Source organism: Rhizobium oryziradicis (genome assembly GCF_001939045.1).
In the GTDB taxonomy this organism is placed as follows: domain Bacteria; phylum Pseudomonadota; class Alphaproteobacteria; order Rhizobiales; family Rhizobiaceae; genus Allorhizobium; species Allorhizobium oryziradicis.
On record NZ_MKIM01000031.1, the window covers coordinates 247,212 to 261,911 of the forward strand.

Here is a 14,700-nt window from a genome sequence, read left to right on the forward strand (position 1 = left end):
GAAAAAAGCCAGCAACCAAGTGAAACAGAGAAACACAATCCGATGCTAAAAATGGTGTTGGAGCTGGGGCCATTGCTGGTGTTTTTCTTTGGCAATTTGCGTGGGGAATGGCTTGCCAAACAATTTCCGGCACTGACGGCGGTAGGCGGGCCACTGTTGATTGCCACGGCGCTGTTTATGGCGGCCACCGTGTTGTCGCTGATCGTCTCCAAGATTGTCTTCAAGCATTTGCCGATCATGCCTTTTGTGTCCGGCATTGTGGTGCTGATTTTCGGCTCGCTGTCGATCTGGCTTCAGGACGAGACGTTTATCAAGATGAAACCCACCATCGTGAATGCGCTGTTTGGCGTGGTGCTGCTGGGTGGCCTGTTCTTTGGCCGCTCACTTCTGGGCTATGTGTTCAATGCCGCATTTCAGCTCGATGATGAGGGCTGGAGAAAGCTCACCCTTCGTTGGGGCATTTTCTTTCTGTTTCTCTCGGTGCTGAATGAAGCTGTGTGGCGCAATTTTTCCGATGAAGTCTGGGTGAATTTCAAGGTTTGGGGCACCATGCCCATCACCATCATTTTCACTCTGGCGCAGATGCCATTGATTATGAAACATTCTTTGGAAAACAAGACAGACGAGAGCGGCAAGTGAACCCAACCGCAAAGCCTCATCAGGCGGCTTCTTTCTGGCTGTTTATCCCGCTGATCATCCTCATTGTTCAGGTGGTGGCTGAGCATTTTATGGGGCGGATCTGGATTTGCTCCTGCGGATACATCAAGCTGTTTGAGCCGGGCGTGAACACGCCGGGCAATTCCCAGCATCTGGCCGATTGGTATACGCCGTCGCACATCATTCACGGCTTTCTGTTTTATGGCCTTGGCTGGCTGGTGTTGCGAAAAGGCTCGTTTGGTCAGCGCCTGACTCTGGCCACCCTGATCGAAGCCGCATGGGAATTGCTGGAAAACTCGCCGATCATCATTGATCGTTACCGCGACAGCACCATGGCCGTTGGCTATGCAGGTGACAGCATTCTCAACTCGGCCATGGATACGGTGTTTATGGCGCTGGGCTTTTTGTTTGCCTCTCGCGCGCCGATCTGGCTGACCATTGCGATTGCGCTGGTGTTTGAGCTCCTCACCGGCTACCTCATCCGCGACAATCTCACCTTGAATGTGCTGATGCTGGTGTGGCCGGTGGATGCGATCAAGGCGTGGCAGGGCGCGCTTTAAGAGAGCCCTATTTTTTCGCCAGCACTTTGTCGATGGCGGGCAACAACCCCTGTTCAATGGACTGGGCATCAAAAGGCCCCACGCGCTTATAAACAATCGTGCCATCCGGTGCGACAAGGTAGCTTTCCGGGATACCATAGACGCCCCAGTCAATCGCCGCCTTGCCGTTGGGATCAATGCCGATTGCCTTGTAGGGATTGCCCAATTCGCCAAGGAAGCGCAGCGCGTTATCGCTCTTGTCCTTGTAATTGATGGCGACGATTTGAATGCGCGGGTCTTTGCTCAATTCTTTCAAAAACGGGTGTTCATCGCGGCAAGGCACACACCACGAGGCAAAGATATTGACCAGCGTGAGCTTGCCTGAAATGGCCGCACTGGTCAGCGCTGGCAGGCTGGCACCGGCAAGCGGCGGCAGGTTCAGCGACGGGGCCTTGGTGCCAATCAGGGCTGAGGGAATCTCGGCTATATTCTTGCCGTTGACATCTTGATCATAGAGCATTTTTCCGGCAATGCCGACAATGGCGGCAAACACCAAAAGCGGAATGGCGGCTACGCCATAGCGTGATAATGCGCTTTTGCGCGGCTCTGGAGGGCTGTTATCGCTCATGAGCTGGCCTTGTCCGCGCTGGAGCGGCGGCGAATGCCGGAGGCTTCGAGCGCTTTCAGTTCTTTTTGTCGTGCTCGGCCATCCAGAAAGACCCAGGCGATGAGACAGAGCACAATCAGGCCAGCCGCCCCGTATGACGTGTTGATGTAAAAAGCGTAATGGCTCATGTGTCGTCCTGCCCGGCTTTGCGCGCGGCCATTCTGCGTTGGGCGGCAATGCGACGTCGCCAGATTTCGTTGCGCATGGCCGCCATGTGTAGGGTGAAAAACAGCAGCGTTGCGGCAATCGCCATCACCAGCAACGGCTTGAGAAAGGCCGGATCAACCGCCGATCCGCCCATGCGGAGGATGCTGGCGGGTTGATGCAGCGTGTTCCACCATTCCACCGAGAATTTGATAATCGGAATGTTGACGAAGCCCACCAGAATCAAGACTGCACTGACGCGGGCCGCTTTGGAGGGATCATCCATGGCGCGGTTGAGCGCAATCAGCCCCAGATACATTAAAAACAGCACGAAAACCGAGGTCAGGCGCGCATCCCACACCCACCATGTGCCCCACATGGGCCTGCCCCAGAGCGAGCCGGTGACCAAGGCAATCAGCGTGAAGGCGGCACCAATGGGTGCTGCGGCCTTATGGGCCACATCGGCCAACGGATGACGCCAGACCAGTGTGCCAATGGCCGAGATGGCCATGACGGTGTAGCACATCATCGACAGCCACGCGGCAGGCACGTGGATATACATGATCCGCACCGTATCGCCTTGCTGATAATCGCTTTCCGAGGTGAAGCTGAGGTAAAGCCCAATGGCAAACAGAAGGGCGGTGATGCCGACCATCCAGGGCAGCACAATGCGCACCAGCGCCAGAAACCGGGTTGGGTTGGCGAGATCGGAAAGCTTGGTGATGGCGAGGCTTGTTTCGGTCATGTTGCCTTTTATCGTGAGATCTTCGTTGCGGCAATTGAAATTTGCAATCTTGAGTAGTTATATCCTATCAGTCTTCTGTGTTGGTCTTACACTCTTTTCATGACTGCCTCTTGGCACAGATCAATCGGCGGTATTTCGCAATGCCAATGCCGCGGCAAGCGGGCCAATGACGGCAAAAAACAAGGTCAGCGCGCACAGAAACAAAAATGGCGGCAAGAAGGGTGCTGGCTCCTCGACGGCAGCATAGGAGGCGCTGACACCAAAAATCAGCACCGGAATGGAAAGCGGCAAGACCAGGATGGAGACCAGCAAGCCACCGCGCGGCAGCGCCACCGCCACAGCCGCCCCCGCCGCCCCAATGAAGGTGATCGCTGGAGAGCCAACCAGCAGGGTCAGCATCACGGCACCAATCGACACTTCATTCATATTCATAAACAGGCCCATCAGCGGCGAGGCGATCACCAGCGGCAGGCTGGTGGCCGTCCAATGGGCAAGGCATTTGATGAAGACGGTGAGCACCAGCGGCGCTTCCTGCATCAACAAGAGATCCAGCGAACCGTCGTCACGGTCGGCCTGAAACAGCCGATCCAGCCCCAAAAGCGCTGCCAGCAGCGCCCCAATCCAGACAATGGCAGGACCGATGCGCGCGAGCAGGTTCATATCCGGCCCCACACCAAAGGGAATGACGGCAACGACCGTGAGGAAAAACAAAACGCCAATCAGCGCTCCGCCACCGGCGCGCATGGAGAGTTTGAGGTCGCGAAGGAAAAGGGCGATCACACCATCTCCTCCAGATCATCAAACTCAAATCCGCGCATCTCCAATTGCTGGGCGTTGTCTAGCCCAAGCGGCTGATGGGTTGCGGCCAAGGCCATGCCGCCGCTTCTCAAATGATTGCGCACCATGGCGGAAAACATGGCGTCGGCTTTGGCATCAAGGGCGGCAGTTGGCTCGTCGAGAATCCAGACCGGCCGATAGGCCACCAGCAGGCGGGCCATGGCAAACCGGCGTTGCTGACCAGCCGAGAGATAGCCGTAAGGCAGATGGGTGATGGAGGAGAGGCCGATCACGTCTGCGGCCTCTTCAATGCTCAAACCTGTGCCACCCTCAAAACCGCCAAGGAAGTCTTTCCAGAAATGCAAGTTTTCAGACACACTTAGCTCTGCCTTCATGCCATTGCGATGGCCAAGATAATGGCAGGCCTCTCTCGCCGGGCGTGATTCGGTGCCTTGCGATTGAAATGTGACTTTGCCACTTTCGGGGCGGATAAATCCGGCTACCACCCGCAGCAGTGTGGATTTTCCCGAGCCATTTCGGCCCGTCAGCACCAGGGCTTCACCGCTGTTGACGCAAAAGTTGAGCTTTCGAAACAGCAGGTCTTCCCCGCGTTTTGCCGACAAATTCTCGGCTTTCAACTGCATCATTTGCTTCTTGTTTAGCAAAGCTTTAGTGCCTTTAAAAAATTGTGCCATTTGGCTGTTCTACACTCTGGAACAGTTCTTAGAAATTATCTATAAGACCTGCAACCACGCCAGCGACCGGCGTGTTCATCATCCTAGAGCCGAACTTGAAGTTTGCGTAAAGCGATTTTCACGGGCGGACAGCGGAAATGGTCGTACCCGCATCCTGATGTGCATGAAGTGCATAGGCGTCCGCACGTATGTGTTGGCTATCAGTATTCAGCGGGGTTCTACCTTGTCCAAGTCACTTGACAGCTTTAATTGCCGGTCGACGCTTACCGTCGACGGTAAGGACTATGTCTATTTCAGTATCCCGAAGGCCGAGGCAAACGGTCTGGCTGGCGTTTCCAAGCTGCCTTACTCCATGAAGGTTCTGCTGGAGAACCTGCTGCGCAACGAAGACGGCCGTTCCGTCACCAAGGCCGACATTGAAAACGTGGCTGCCTGGCTCGTTGACAAGGGCACCGCTGGCAACGAAATCGCTTACCGTCCGGCCCGTGTGCTGATGCAGGACTTCACCGGCGTTCCTGCCGTGGTTGACCTTGCTGCCATGCGCGACGCGATGGTCAACCTTGGTGGCGATCCTGAAAAGATCAACCCGCTGGTTCCTGTTGACCTCGTCATCGACCACTCGGTTATCGTTGACGAATTCGGCACGCCAACCGCTTTTGCCCGCAACGTTGAGCTGGAATATGAGCGCAACGGCGAGCGCTACCGCTTCCTCAAGTGGGGCCAGCAGGCGTTCAAAAACTTCCGCGTTGTTCCTCCGGGCACCGGCATCTGTCACCAGGTGAACCTCGAATACCTCGGCCAGACGGTCTGGACCAAGGACGAAGACGGCGAAACCACGGCCTATCCTGACACTTGCGTTGGCACCGACAGCCACACCACCATGATCAATGGTCTGGGCGTGTTGGGCTGGGGCGTGGGCGGTATCGAAGCGGAAGCGGCCATGCTTGGCCAGCCGGTTTCCATGCTGTTGCCGGAAGTTATCGGCTTCAAGCTGACTGGCAAGGTCAAGGAAGGCGTCACCGCCACCGACCTCGTGCTGACCGTTGTGCAAATGCTGCGCAAGAAGGGCGTTGTGTCCAAGTTCGTTGAATTCTTTGGCCCCGGCCTGGATTCGATGTCTTTGGCTGACCGCGCCACCATTGGCAACATGGGCCCAGAATATGGCGCAACATGCGGCTTCTTCCCGGTTGATGGCGAAACCATCAACTACCTCACCATGTCTGGCCGCACCAAGGACCGGATTGCCCTGGTTGAAGCCTATTCCAAGGCGCAGGGCATGTGGCGTGATGGCGATGGCGCTGAACTGGTGTTCACCGACACGCTGGAACTTGACCTTGGCGACGTTGTACCATCCATGGCCGGTCCAAAGCGTCCGGAAGGCCGCTTGCCTTTGGAAACCATTGCACCAAACTTCGCAACGGCGCTGGAAGGCGATTACAAGAAGCCTGGCCAGCTCAACAACCGTTACGCGGTTGAAGGCACTGACTTCGATCTCGGTCATGGCGATGTAGCCATTGCAGCGATCACCTCTTGCACCAACACCTCCAACCCGAGCGTGTTGATTGCAGCTGGCCTTCTGGCACGCAATGCTGTTGCCAAGGGTCTGAAGTCCAAGCCATGGGTCAAGACATCGCTGGCACCTGGATCGCAGGTGGTTGGTGAATATCTGGCCAAGTCCGGCCTGCAGGTCTCGCTCGATGCTCTCGGCTTCAACCTCGTTGGTTTCGGCTGCACCACCTGCATCGGCAACTCTGGCCCGTTGCCAGCGCCGATCTCCAAGACCATCAACGACAAGGGCCTGATCACCGCAGGCGTGCTTTCGGGCAACCGTAACTTTGAAGGCCGTATCTCGCCGGACGTTCAGGCCAACTATCTGGCATCTCCGCCGCTGGTTGTTGCTTACGCGCTGGCCGGTTCGGTCCAGAAGGATCTGACAGCTGAGCCTCTGGGCGAAGATCAGGATGGCAATCCAGTGTTCCTCAAGGACATCTGGCCAACCTCGAAGGAAATTCAGGAATTCATCCTGAAATACGTCACGCGCGAGCTGTATGAAAGCAAGTATGCCGACGTGTTCAAGGGCGATGAAAACTGGCAGGCCGTTCAGGTTCCTGCTGGCCAGACCTACGCCTGGGACGACAACTCCACCTATGTTCAGAACCCACCTTACTTCGTGGGCATGGGCAAGACCGGCACTGGTCTCAAGAACATCGAGGGCGCGCGCGTTCTCGGCCTGTTCGGCGACAAGATCACCACCGACCATATCTCGCCAGCTGGCTCCATCAAGGCGGCTTCGCCTGCGGGCGCTTACCTGCTGGAGCATGGCGTTGGCGTGGCCGACTTCAACCAGTACGGTACCCGTCGTGGTAACCACGAAGTGATGATGCGCGGCACGTTTGCCAACATTCGTATTCGCAATCACATGCTTGGACCAAACGGTAAGGAAGGTGGCTACACCATCGAATATCCGTCCAAGGAAGAAATGTCGATTTACGATGCGGCCATGAAGTACAAGGAAGCTGGCGTTCCGCTGGTGATCTTTGCGGGCGTGGAATATGGCAACGGCTCGTCGCGTGACTGGGCTGCCAAGGGCACCAACCTGCTCGGCGTTCGCGCCGTGATTGCCCAGTCGTTTGAGCGTATTCACCGCTCCAACCTGGTGGGCATGGGCGTTGTTCCTTTCGTGTTTGAGGAAGGCACCACCTGGGCCAGCCTCAACCTGAAGGGCGACGAAACCGTGACGATCGAAGGTCTCGAAGGCGATATCAAGCCACGCGAAACCAAGATTGCCAAGATCACTTACGCTGACGGCACCGTGAAGGATGTTCCGCTGATCTGCCGCATCGATACGCTCGATGAAGTGATCTACATGAACAATGGTGGCATTTTGCAAACCGTTCTGCGCGATCTGGCGTCCTAAGCCGTCTCGGCATTCTTGAACAACAACGGCCGCCGGTGTTACAACCGGCGGCTTTTTCGTAAGCGATATCAGGAACTGATGGATTTCACCCCAACGTGACTTGGTATTGATCTGTGCTATGCGTATCTTTGGTCGATCGGAAAATGGCGCTGCGGGTTCTCTGCTGCGGTATGATAGGTTTGTTTTGATGGTTTTGACACAGATTGCGAAACTTGCGGCACGGCTGCTCATGACGATGGTCATGGGCTCAGTCTGCTTTTCGGTCGCAATGGCGCAGGATGGCCGGTCGCTGAAGGGTGTTGTTGAGCTTTTCACCTCGCAAGGCTGCGTTTCCTGCCCTCCCGCGGATCGTGCCTTTGAGACCCTTGTCAACCAGCCAGATGTTGTGGCGCTGGCCTATCACGTGGACTATTGGAATTACCGGGGTTGGGTCGATACGCTCGGATCTGCCGACAATACGGCGCGGCAATATGCCTATGCCAGAAGCTTTGGCCGCAGCGGCGTTTATACACCGCAAGCCGTGCTCAACGGGCGTGTGCAAATGAAGGGCACGGATTCGCAAGCGCTGTCTGGCAAAATCGACACGTTGAAATCCAGTGGTGACGGGCTGACAGTCAAGGTCAATGCCGACATTCGCGGCGATGAGCTTGCGGTTAATATTGGCAGTGGCCAAGGACAGGCCGATGTTGTTGTGGTCTATTTCAAGCGGCGCAAAGAGGTTGATGTTCTAAAAGGTGAGAACAAGGGGCAGCGCATCACTTATCTGAACAGTGTCACGGATATTCAATCCGTGGGCATGTGGCGTGGTGATGCTGTCAATATTTCGCTGCCCGCCAAAGTGTTGCGCACCGATGGTTGTGATGGATTTGCGGTTTTGCTGCAATCATCGACCCCGGCTGGCGATCCGGGTAAAATTCTGGGTGCCGCCATGGTGTTTGCGCCAACGCCGACTGTTAATCCGGCGGACTATAAACCGTGAGACTCGGCGTCTTGCTGGGAAATTAAAAGTGGTCTGGCAGTGCCGTTTGCCTGACGAATTGATCGCCAACACCGCTCTTTTTGTAAACATCGGCTGATGTTTTGACTGTCGCGAAGAGAAGAGCGGGTCCGGCCAATGCATTGGGGCTGGGGGTAAGGGGTCAATGCATCAGACCGGACCCTGACGCGTCTGCGCCAGAAGCAGACATGGCTCTAAAAATGGGGCGCTGTTTTGACCAAATTGGGGCATATCAAAAAAATCTATCCAAAAGTGGTAAGGTTTGCCTGAAGCCCTAAACCTTTGCCCGCCGTATATGGCACGCCGTGCTGTCGGACATATTCCGGCACTTGCAATTTGGTGCCCGTCAGGCAAACTGTCACTGGTTTGTCATCATACGTGTGAAGGAGCCAGCATGACTGATCAGCCGGATTTATCCCGTGAGGGCCGCGAGCGGCAGGCAAGCAGCCCAGCGCCTGTGATTGATCTTAAGGAATATCGCAAAACCGATGATCCCTTGCCCGTTACCTTCCATCGCACAGAACTTGATGCGATTCTCTGGGTCTACGGGCGGATGGTGGGTGAAGGTGAGTGGCGCGATTACGCTTTGGATCATCTCCGGGACAAGGCGGTGTTTTCGGTGTTCAAGCGCTCCGGCGAGCTGCCGCTCTATCGAATCGAGAAAAATCCAAAGCTTGCCGCCAAGCAGGGGGCCTTTTCCGTCATCAACACCAACGGAATGGTTCTCAAGCGGGGGCATGATTTGCGACAGGTGTTGAAAGTGTTCGATAAGGTTTTGAAGCTGGTTGAATAGAGCGCTGTAGGGCCGGTAAAGCTAAGCCTTGAACAGGCTTCCCGGATAGGCTTGCTCATCCGGCAAAGTCTGTTGGCCCTCGCCAAGGCTGATCTGCATGAACACCGTGTCCAGCCACTGACCCATTTTGAAGCCGGATCCGGCAATGCCGCCTGTATGGGTAAAGCCAAGACGTGTGTGTACACCAATGGAGGCCGGACTTGCGCCACCGATGACGGCAATCATCTGCCGAAAGCCGAGTGTGGTGCATTGCTCAATCAGGGCTTTCAGCAAAGCCTTGCCAACGCCTTTGCCTTGGGCATCTGCGGCGAGATAAATCGAATCTTCCACCAGCCAGCGATAGGCCGGGCGTGTGCGAAATGGCCCCGCATAAGCATAGCCCAGCAAAGCACCGTCATGCGCTTGCGCGACAATATAGGGATAGGACTGGCTCAGAATTGTTGCCATGCGTTGCGCCATTTCCGTCTCGTCCGGCGGGGCAATCTCATAGCTGGCGGTGCCGTTCAGCACGGAGTGCCGATAAATTGCGGTAATGGCGGGAATATCGGCGGGGGTCGCAGGGCGAAGCGAAAAGGTCATGGCTCAGCAGCTTATGTTGTTCTTGTGGCTTCTCTTTCACAAGTGCCGATGTCTCGCAAGATAGAAATAAAAAGGGCGGCTCAATAGCCGCCCAATTCTTTTGATCTTGCTGTCACAGCTGTTAGCGACGGTCGCCCATAAAGCGGAGCAGGAACAGGAAGAGGTTGATGAAGTCGAGGTACAGCGTCAGCGCACCCATGATAGCCTTGCGGCCAGCGGTATCGGCACCGTCGCCATCAAAATACATTTCCTTGATCTTCTGGGTGTCGTAGGCAGTGAGGCCTGCGAAAATCACCACGCCAAGAGCCGAGATAACAAAGGCCATGGCCGAAGATTGCAAGAAGATGTTGACCAGAGATGCGATGATCAGACCAAACAGACCCATCATCATGAACGAACCCATGGCCGACAGGCTGCGCTTGGTGGTGTAGCCATAGAGCGACAGGGCACCAAAAGACGCGGCTGTCACAAAGAAGGTCTGCACGACGCTCTGGCCGGTATAGAGCAGCAGGATGGACGACAGCGACAGACCAACAAGACCGGCATAGACCAGAAATGTGGTGCGGGCAGCAGAAACGCTCATCGACTGGATTTTAAAGCTCAGGAAAAACACCAGAGCAACAGGGGCCAGCATAACAACCCATTTCAGCGCGCTACCATAAAGCGCGACACCAAGGCTTGTCAGCATGATGCCGTTGCCAAACTGTCCAACAGCCTGGGCCGGGTCAGTCGTGGTTGCCAGCATTGCGATCAGATAGGCAGCAACACCGGTAATCGCCAAGCCCAAGCCCATCAGGTTGTAGACCTTGAGCATATAGGTGCGAAGGCCCTGATCGATTACTTCAGCGGAACGAGCGCCCGTCTGAGCCTGATAATTGCGAAAATCAGACATTTTTTCCTCTCATTTAAGCTCCGGGTTGGTCACGGTGCGGGACCCAAGTTTGGACTTAAGTCCCCGGCGCCGCTGCGGAGCTCCAGCATGCGTGATCTCAATATGTGGCTATTGTGCCTTTCATACAAGAGCATTTGCCTTAAACTCTGGTAATGAAAGCGTCATCGGGCTGCAAATTTTGCGTTTTATAGCTCCCTCAACACCGGGGCGGCTTTTTGCCCCAGCACCCGCCACGTGCCAATCAGGCCAATGCCGATGGTGGTGACCAGTGCCACAGCCACGGTAATGACCGCAACACTGGGCAGGAAGCTGGCCGGCAGCTTCATGATCTGCGACACCACATACCAACCGGCAACGCTGCCCGCCAACAGCGCGAAGATGGCGGTGGCCAGTCCTAGCAGCAGATATTCATAGGTAAAGGCGCGGATCAGCATGGAGCGGGTGGCTCCCAGCGTTTTCAAAATCACCGCATCATGGGTGCGGCCACGGTTGCCAGCAGCCAAAGCCCCGGACAGCACCAGCACGGACGAAATCAGCGCAATCGCGGCAGCGGCGCGAATGGCGGTGGCCAATTGGCCCACCAGATCATTGACCACATCCAGAGCATCCTTGACCCGCACACTGGTGATGGTGGGGAAGGCTTTGGTGACGGTGCGCAAAATATCAGCCTCTTGCGCAAGGCTGGCATTGGGTTCGGTCAGGGTGGCAATCCAGGCATGCGGGGCACCGGCAAAGGTATTGGGCGAGAACACCATAACGAAATTGATCGACAGCGATTGCCAGTCCACCTTGCGGAAATTGGCGATTTTGGCAGTGATGCTGCGGCCCAGCACGTTGACAGTGACGCTGTCACCGAGCTTAAGGCCCAGCTCCTTTGCCTCTTGCGCTGAAAACGACACCAGCGGTTCGCCCTTGTAATCGGGTGCCCACCATGTGCCTTCCACAAGGGTTGAGTTTTTCGGCAACTCGGTCTCATAGGTGATGCCGCGATCACCGCGCAGCACCCAGCGGCCTTCCGGCGGCACGTTCATTTTGGCCACATCCTGACCATTGAAGGCGATGATGCGACCGCGCAGCATTGGCACTTCGGTGATTTTGCCTTGCGGTGCCTGGGTTTTCAGGATGGTGCGAAACTCATCCAATTGGCTGCGCTGAATATCAACAAAGAAAAAATTCGGGGCTTTTTCGGACAATGTGCCGGTGAGATTGCGTCGCAAATTGCCATCAATCATCGCAAGCGTCACCAAAAGCGCCAACCCCAGACCGAGCGAGAGAATAACCGAGGGCGTGAGTGCGCCGGGCCGGTGGATATTGCCGACGGCGAGGCGAAGGGCGGGTGAGGGCAGCCGAGGGGCCCTGCGCGCAAGGGCCGCCACGCCATAGGCCACCAGCCGCAAAACCACAAAGCTGGCCGCCATGGCAATCAGAAAAAACAGTGCTAAGCGGCGATCATAGGCCGTGAAAATTGCCAAACCACCAAGCGCCAGAATGGCCAAGGCTGCCACCAGCACATAGGGCCAGGACGGCAGGCGGCGGGTCTCGAAGCCCTGCTCGCGAAACAAGGCGGTTGCGGGCACTTCGCGGGCATGGCCCAGCGGCATGACCGCAAAAGCCAGCGTGGTGAGAATGCCAAACACCAGCGCCAGCACCAGTGCGCGCGGATAGATGGTCATATCCGCCTCAATCGGCAGGAACTGCGCCAGATAGGAACTGGCAATCCACGGTGAAACGATGCCGATGACCAGGCCAAGGGCGATGCCGACGCTGGCAATCATGATGATTTGAAACAGATAGACCATGACCACCACGGAGGCGGGCGCGCCCAAGCATTTCAGCGTGGCAATCACGCTGCGCTTGCTATCGAGAAAGGCGCGCACGGCATTGGCCACGCCCACACCGCCGACAATCAGCGCGGTTAAGCCGACAAGCGTGAGAAACTGCGAAAAGCGATTGATGTTTTCTGTCAGGTTGGGTGCCGCCCGATCGCTGGTGCGCACCGACCATCCGGCGTCTGGAAAACTGGTCTTGGCCTGATCCTGAATGGTTTTCAGCGGCGGCGCTTCAGGCTTTAGCTTGATTTTGTAGACATGCTCCACAAGGCTGCCGGTTTGGATAAGACCGGAGGAGGTCAGCGCCGCGTTGCTGGTGATCAGGCGCGGGGCAAAGCCAAAGCCTTCGGAGACGGCATCCGGCTCGGTATCGATGGTGCCGGTGATGATCAGCTTTGCCGAGCCAATCAGCAGCGTGTCGCCAATTTTCAGACGAAGCCGATCCAGCAAAAGCGGAGCTGCCACCGCGCCAAACGAATCGCCGGTTTTTGCCAGCAATTCCGGCAAGGGCTTGTTCGGATTGGCTTTGAAACTCCCGTATAGCGGATAGGCCGTATCAACCGCCTTTACTTCCACCAGCGACTGGTCAGAGCCATCGGGCAGGCGCGCCATGGAGCGCAAGCCCGTGGAAGTCGAGACCACGCCGAGCGCGCGCAAAAAATCGGCCTCTTGCTGATTGGCTTCGCGGTTGTTCAGCTCAAAGCGGATATCTGCCCCCAGCAGCGATTGGCCCTGCGTGGCAATCGAGCGGGTGATGGCGGTCGAAATCGAATTGACGGCGGCAATTGCGCCGGTGCCAAGAGCTATGCAGGCGAGGAAAATATAAAAGCCTTTCAAGCCGCCGCGCATTTCACGCAAGGCCAACCGAAAGGCGGTTCTGAGACGTTGCATAAACCCGCTCATGCCCTGATAGCCCCGGCAGAGTGCGCCTCAGCAGACGCGTCATCCGGCTCAATCCGGCCAGAGCGCACCTTGATCTGGCGCGAGCATCGGCTGGCCAGAGACGTGTCGTGGGTCACCAGAACCAGTGTCATCTGGCGCTCGGCCTGTTTGGCAAACAAAAGATCGGCAATCTGCCGCCCGGTGGCACCGTCGAGATTGCCGGTGGGCTCGTCCGCAATCAGGACCGTGGGCGAGGGGGCAAGGGCGCGGGCAATGGCCACACGCTGCTGCTCGCCGCCCGAAAGCTGGCCGGGATAATGGTTGAGGCGATCTCCAAGCCCAACCGCCTGCAATTCCTTGGCGGCGATGTCGAACGGGTTTTTGATATTGGCCAGTTCCAGCGGCACGGCAACATTTTCCAGCGCTGTCATATTGGCAATCAGGTGGAAGGACTGAAACACGATACCGATGTTTTGACCGCGAAACGTGGCCAGCGCGTCTTCTCGCAAATTGTGAAGGGCGGTGTCATTGATGATGATCTCGCCCGAATCCAGACGCTCTAAGCCCGCCAGCACCATCAGCAAGGTGGATTTACCCGAGCCGGAGGGGCCAACAATGCCGATGGATTCGCCCATTGCGATGGAGAGATCAATGCCTTTGAGGACGTGAACGGTGGCGGCGGCGTTGCCAAGCGTCAGATCGGCTTTTTTCAGCTCAATGATGGTTTTTTTCACGCGCATTCCGTCCTATATGAAATTTGACAGGCAAAGCTGCCCGTTGGACACGCTTGGTTGGCAATCATGTCCCTGTGCGAATTTAGGAAAGCCATCATGGGTTTTAAAGCGGTTGGCCTTCAATTAGGCGCAGTAATGCTGAGTTTCATGGCGATTTCGGGTGCAACCCCTGCCACCGTGTGGGCGCAACAGGCCGCGCCAGCCCAGCAAGAAGCCCCAATGGAAGATGTTGTTCCCGATGCGCCCGTTAGTGAAAAGCAGGTGCAGATCATCGGTCTGGGCGACAGTTTGATGGCGGGCTACCAGCTCCAGGGTGACGAATCGCTCACCAGCCAGCTTGAAAAAGCCCTGCATGACAAGGGTCTTAACGTCAGCATCGGCAACGCGGGCGTCTCGGGCGATACCAGCGAAGGCGGATTGGCGCGGGTGGACTGGTCAGTGCCTGATGGCACCGACGGGGTGATTTTGGAACTGGGTGCCAATGATGCGCTGCGCGGCATTGCGCCAGAGGCGACTGAGAAAAATCTTTCCATGATTATCGAGAAATTGCAGGCCCGCAAAATGCAGGTTCTGCTGGTTGGTATGATTGCCCCGCCAAACATGGGCGGCGATTACGCCAAGCGGTTCAACGGCATCTATAAGCGCTTGGCAGATCGGTATAAAGTGCCGCTCTACCCCTTTATTCTGGATGGCGTTGCAACCAACCCCAGCTTGAAGCTGAGCGATGGCATGCACCCCAATGCGCAAGGCGTGGGCGTGATGGTGCAACATATGTTGCCGATCATGCAGAGCTTCACAAAAGCTTTGGAGGATAAGATCAATTAAGATCTTGCTTACTATTTGCAAGCATGAT

At 56.4% G+C, this 14,700-nt stretch carries 15 protein-coding genes; 6 read left to right on the forward strand and 9 right to left on the reverse strand.

The annotated features are described in order from the left end of the window. Positions 1-42: 42 nt before the first annotated feature. Positions 43-639: a septation protein A gene (locus BJF95_RS21070; protein ID WP_139317595.1), complete on the forward strand. Its 597-nt coding sequence runs from the start codon at positions 43-45 to the stop codon at positions 637-639. Continuing rightward, on the forward strand, positions 636-1,217 hold the full coding sequence (locus BJF95_RS21075) for a DUF2585 domain-containing protein (protein ID WP_075641448.1): 582 nt from the start codon (positions 636-638) through the stop codon (positions 1,215-1,217). Before BJF95_RS21070 ends, BJF95_RS21075 begins: the two co-directional genes overlap by 4 nt. 7 nt (positions 1,218-1,224) lie before the next feature. Here the strand turns inward: BJF95_RS21075 and BJF95_RS21080 are convergent, their stop codons facing one another. The 5 genes from BJF95_RS21080 to ccmA form a co-directional block, all read right to left on the reverse strand. Continuing rightward, positions 1,225-1,824, reverse strand: a complete 600-nt coding sequence (locus BJF95_RS21080; RefSeq protein ID WP_075641449.1) for a DsbE family thiol:disulfide interchange protein — start codon at positions 1,822-1,824, stop codon at positions 1,225-1,227. Further along, positions 1,821-1,991 (reverse strand): heme exporter protein CcmD, encoded by a 171-nt coding sequence (gene ccmD / locus BJF95_RS21085; protein ID WP_075641450.1) that lies wholly within the window; start codon positions 1,989-1,991, stop codon positions 1,821-1,823. The genes BJF95_RS21080 and ccmD overlap by 4 nt, the downstream gene beginning before the upstream one ends. Continuing rightward, complete coding sequence (locus BJF95_RS21090; RefSeq protein WP_075641451.1) at positions 1,988-2,752, reverse strand: heme ABC transporter permease; 765 nt, start codon at positions 2,750-2,752, stop codon at positions 1,988-1,990. The genes ccmD and BJF95_RS21090 overlap by 4 nt, the downstream gene beginning before the upstream one ends. A gap of 120 nt (positions 2,753-2,872) precedes the next feature. Beyond that, the gene (gene ccmB / locus BJF95_RS21095) at positions 2,873-3,532 is read right to left on the reverse strand and encodes a heme exporter protein CcmB (RefSeq protein WP_075641452.1); all 660 of its coding nucleotides are present in this window, start codon (positions 3,530-3,532) and stop codon (positions 2,873-2,875) included. Continuing rightward, positions 3,529-4,173 carry a heme ABC exporter ATP-binding protein CcmA gene (gene ccmA / locus BJF95_RS21100; protein WP_075641624.1) on the reverse strand — a complete coding sequence of 215 codons (645 nt, stop codon included), beginning with the start codon at positions 4,171-4,173 and terminating at the stop codon, positions 3,529-3,531. The genes ccmB and ccmA overlap by 4 nt, the downstream gene beginning before the upstream one ends. 274 nt (positions 4,174-4,447) lie before the next feature. Between ccmA and acnA the strand changes: the two genes are divergently transcribed. The 3 genes from acnA (at position 4,448) to BJF95_RS21115 (ending at position 8,931) form a co-directional block, all read left to right on the forward strand. Continuing rightward, positions 4,448-7,141: an aconitate hydratase AcnA gene (gene acnA, locus BJF95_RS21105; protein ID WP_075641453.1), complete on the forward strand. Its 2,694-nt coding sequence runs from the start codon at positions 4,448-4,450 to the stop codon at positions 7,139-7,141. 187 nt (positions 7,142-7,328) lie between these two features. Next, entirely contained in the window at positions 7,329-8,120 is a 792-nt protein-coding gene (locus tag BJF95_RS21110) for a DUF1223 domain-containing protein (RefSeq protein WP_075641625.1), read from the forward strand. Between the two features lie 412 nt (positions 8,121-8,532). Then, positions 8,533-8,931 carry a DUF2794 domain-containing protein gene (locus BJF95_RS21115; RefSeq protein ID WP_075641454.1) on the forward strand — a complete coding sequence of 133 codons (399 nt, stop codon included), beginning with the start codon at positions 8,533-8,535 and terminating at the stop codon, positions 8,929-8,931. A 21-nt stretch (positions 8,932-8,952) separates the two neighbouring features. Here the strand turns inward: BJF95_RS21115 and BJF95_RS21120 are convergent, their stop codons facing one another. The 4 genes from BJF95_RS21120 to BJF95_RS21135 form a co-directional block, all read right to left on the reverse strand. Next, positions 8,953-9,510 (reverse strand): GNAT family N-acetyltransferase, encoded by a 558-nt coding sequence (locus BJF95_RS21120; RefSeq protein ID WP_075641455.1) that lies wholly within the window; start codon positions 9,508-9,510, stop codon positions 8,953-8,955. A gap of 121 nt (positions 9,511-9,631) precedes the next feature. Further along, the gene (locus BJF95_RS21125; protein WP_075641456.1) at positions 9,632-10,402 is read right to left on the reverse strand and encodes a Bax inhibitor-1/YccA family protein; all 771 of its coding nucleotides are present in this window, start codon (positions 10,400-10,402) and stop codon (positions 9,632-9,634) included. A 185-nt stretch (positions 10,403-10,587) separates the two neighbouring features. Then, complete coding sequence (locus BJF95_RS21130) at positions 10,588-13,134, reverse strand: ABC transporter permease (protein ID WP_075641457.1); 2,547 nt, start codon at positions 13,132-13,134, stop codon at positions 10,588-10,590. After that, the gene (locus tag BJF95_RS21135) at positions 13,131-13,847 is read right to left on the reverse strand and encodes an ABC transporter ATP-binding protein (RefSeq protein ID WP_075641626.1); all 717 of its coding nucleotides are present in this window, start codon (positions 13,845-13,847) and stop codon (positions 13,131-13,133) included. The genes BJF95_RS21130 and BJF95_RS21135 overlap by 4 nt, the downstream gene beginning before the upstream one ends. Positions 13,848-13,940: 93 nt before the next feature. On the opposite strand from BJF95_RS21135, the gene BJF95_RS21140 reads away from it, so the two are divergent. Further along, positions 13,941-14,672: an arylesterase gene (locus BJF95_RS21140; RefSeq protein WP_175577309.1), complete on the forward strand. Its 732-nt coding sequence runs from the start codon at positions 13,941-13,943 to the stop codon at positions 14,670-14,672. Positions 14,673-14,700: the final 28 nt, after the last annotated feature.

What these genes read in the sequence shown, in the direction of transcription:
- ccmD (WP_075641450.1), bottom strand. Translation starts at nt 1,991, where the DNA reads ATGAGCCATTACGCTTTTTACATCAACACGTCATACGGGGCGGCTGGC.
- BJF95_RS21115 (WP_075641454.1), top strand. Translation starts at nt 8,533, where the DNA reads ATGACTGATCAGCCGGATTTATCCCGTGAGGGCCGCGAGCGGCAGGCA.
- BJF95_RS21130 (WP_075641457.1), bottom strand. Translation starts at nt 13,134, where the DNA reads ATGAGCGGGTTTATGCAACGTCTCAGAACCGCCTTTCGGTTGGCCTTG.
- BJF95_RS21125 (WP_075641456.1), bottom strand. Translation starts at nt 10,402, where the DNA reads ATGTCTGATTTTCGCAATTATCAGGCTCAGACGGGCGCTCGTTCCGCT.
- BJF95_RS21070 (WP_139317595.1), top strand. Translation starts at nt 43, where the DNA reads ATGCTAAAAATGGTGTTGGAGCTGGGGCCATTGCTGGTGTTTTTCTTT.
- BJF95_RS21080 (WP_075641449.1), bottom strand. Translation starts at nt 1,824, where the DNA reads ATGAGCGATAACAGCCCTCCAGAGCCGCGCAAAAGCGCATTATCACGC.
- BJF95_RS21120 (WP_075641455.1), bottom strand. Translation starts at nt 9,510, where the DNA reads ATGACCTTTTCGCTTCGCCCTGCGACCCCCGCCGATATTCCCGCCATT.
- BJF95_RS21090 (WP_075641451.1), bottom strand. Translation starts at nt 2,752, where the DNA reads ATGACCGAAACAAGCCTCGCCATCACCAAGCTTTCCGATCTCGCCAAC.
- BJF95_RS21110 (WP_075641625.1), top strand. Translation starts at nt 7,329, where the DNA reads ATGGTTTTGACACAGATTGCGAAACTTGCGGCACGGCTGCTCATGACG.
- ccmA (WP_075641624.1), bottom strand. Translation starts at nt 4,173, where the DNA reads ATGCAGTTGAAAGCCGAGAATTTGTCGGCAAAACGCGGGGAAGACCTG.